Genomic DNA, 2,512 nt, shown 5'->3' with positions numbered 1-2,512 from the left:
TTCTCCCAGCACACCTGGACGTTCGCCCCCATCACGAGGTTGGGCCGGTCCGCCGGCTTCCCGGCCGCCTCCCGGGCCTTCCGCCACCGCCACTTCATCGCCAGCCCGGCCAGCATCACCGCCTCGGATGACCCGATAGTCGACACTCCGACCGCGCTGGACGGGTCGTCGTCGCGCAGGTCCTCGGCGTGGAACAGATCGGCGACCATGCACACACAACGCTGCTCGATCGCGGCGGTGGCCGGGTATTCGTCCTTGTCGATCATGTTTTTGTCGAACGTTTCGGCCATCAGCTTCTCCGCCTGCGGATCCATCCAGGTGGTGACGAATGTCGCGAGGTTCAGTCGGCTGCTGCCGTCCAGCATCAGCTCGTCGTGGATGAACCGGTAGGCCGCGTCGGGGTCCATCGCCTCGTCCGGCATCCGCAGCGACGGGACGGGCGCCATATCCAGCCGCCCGGTGTACGCGGGGGCGATCTGGGGATAGTGAGTTCGCTTCGGCAACATAAATAAGACCTAATCGTTTAGTAGGGATGGGTTAACCGGTCGAGTTGACCGGGCGGTTCCTGATCGGTCTGCTCGTCAGGTGATGCCTGATTGGTCCCGACGTTCGACGTCTTACGAAAGAACGGCGCGCCTGGCGGCAGATCCTGTTCGGTGGTGGTGGGATTCCGTTGCCCGAGCCCGCCGCAGGGTTGACTTCCTGATAGGTGTTCCCGAGCCTTGAGCTCTTCGACAGAACGAAGTCCTGCGGCGTGCTGGAGTCACGGACGGCTAGTGAGATGACGGACCTTTGAGTCCTGCGATGAGGGCGCCGCGTGAGTCCACCGGTAACGGCAGTTCCATCGACCGAAGGAGTGATCACAGCTTGTCCCTGTTTTGTGGAATCGATTGGGCCACTGAACATCACGATGTCGCCGTCATCGACGACGACGGGCGGGTGGTGGCCCGCGGACGGGTCAGCAACGACGCACCCGGATTCGCGGCCCTGTTGACCCTGCTGGCCGAGGCCGGAGACAGCGCCGCCGATCCGATCCCGGTGGGGATCGAAACCGATCGCGGTCTGTTGGTCGCGGCCCTGCGCGAAACCGGCCGGGTGATCTATCCGATCAACCCACTGGCGGCGTCGCGGTACCGGGCACGCTATGCGGTCTCGGGAGCCAAATCCGATGCCACCGACGCGGTGCTGCTGGCCAACATCGTGCGCACCGATCCCGGCGCCCATCGGCCGCTGCCTGCCGACACCGAAGCCGCCCAAGCCATCCGGGTGCTCGCCCGGGCCCAACAAGACGCGGTATGGGCACGTCAGCAGATCGGCAACCAGATCTGCGACCTGCTCAAAGACTTCTACCCAGCCGCCCTTGTCGCGTTCGCCGAGCTGGCAGACGGCGGGCTGGCCCGCCGCGACGCCCGCACCATCCTGACCGCGGCGCCCACCCCGGTCCAGGCCGCGAAACTGACACCCGCCCGGCTGCGCCGGCTGCTGCTCAAGGCCGGCCGCAAACGCTATCTCGACCGTGACATCGAGCGGCTGCGCGAGGTCTTCACCGACACCTACCTGCACCAGCCGCCGGCGGTGGAGAACGCGATGGGCATCCACCTCACGGCGCTGCTGGGCCAGTTCGACGCCGCCTGCGCCGCAGCCGACGCTCTCGCCGAGGCGGCGATCGCCCATTTTGAGCACCACCCGGACGCCGAGATCATCACCAGCTTCCCCGGCCTGGGGATGCTGGCCGGTGCCCGGGTGTTGGCCGAGATCGGCGATGACCGCTCCCGCTTCACCGAGGCCCGCGGGCTGAAGGCGTTCGCTGGGTCGGCGCCCATCACCCGCGCCAGCGGGAAGAAAACCGTTGTGCTGCACCGGCATATCAAGAACAGGCGGCTGGCCGCCGTCGGCCCGATCTGGGCCCTGGGATCGCTGCGCGCCTCCCCGGGCGCCCGCCGCCACTTCGATGCCCGCCGCACCGCCGGAGACTGGAACCACCAAGCCCAACCACACCTTTTCAACAAATTCCTCGGCCAACTCCACCACTGCCTGCACACCGGTCAGCTCTACGACGAACACGTTGCGTTCCCACCTCCTCTCCAGCTCGCGGCTTGACTTTTAACTTCATGAGATGTCTTTCGTGTTGATCAGTTCAGGTGGGTGGAGGCGAACGTCGATCCGGCTTCGCCGCGGCTCAACCGCGACCTCAGGCCGGTGGCCCACCAGGCGACGGCGACTGCCCCCACACCGAGGAAGACCCACTTGTTGCTGGCGAACTGCGGTAGGAACAGCAGGGCAACGGCGACGGCGAGGAACACCACCAACGAGGCGATGTAGAGCGGCAACCGCCACCGGCCCAGGTCAAAGGTTCCGGGCTCGCCTTCCGGGATGGTGCCCCTGCGGTATCCGACCAGCAGCCCGATGGTCTGCAGGATGTAGACGAAGAAGAACAGCAGCGACGCGATGCCGATGATGTAGTTGAATGCCTTCTCGTTGACGAGCGCCGACAACAATAGCACGGTCGACA

The 2,512-nt window shown here is 65.9% G+C and carries 2 protein-coding genes and 1 pseudogene; 1 reads left to right on the top strand and 2 read right to left on the bottom strand.

All coding sequences use genetic code 11. From position 1 onward, the window contains the following. A partial coding sequence (locus VML93_RS00085; protein ID WP_325606369.1) for a pyridoxal-dependent decarboxylase occupies positions 1–506 on the bottom strand: 506 nt, incomplete at its 3' end. Positions 507–867: 361 nt separating this feature from the next. Here VML93_RS00085 and VML93_RS00080 point away from each other — a divergent pair. Next, positions 868–2,100, top strand: coding sequence for an IS110 family transposase (locus VML93_RS00080; protein ID WP_422656530.1), 1,233 nt, complete (start codon positions 868–870; stop codon positions 2,098–2,100). Between the two features lie 32 nt (positions 2,101–2,132). On the opposite strand, the pseudogene VML93_RS00075 reads toward VML93_RS00080, so the two are convergent. Then, positions 2,133–2,512: pseudogene (locus tag VML93_RS00075) on the bottom strand (amino acid permease); the annotation flags it as partial.

This window comes from Mycobacterium sp., assembly GCF_035499775.1.
Classification (GTDB): Bacteria; Actinomycetota; Actinomycetes; order Mycobacteriales; family Mycobacteriaceae; genus Mycobacterium.
Note: the sequence above shows the minus strand (reverse complement) of the source record. Positions and strands in the feature narration are given on the sequence as shown.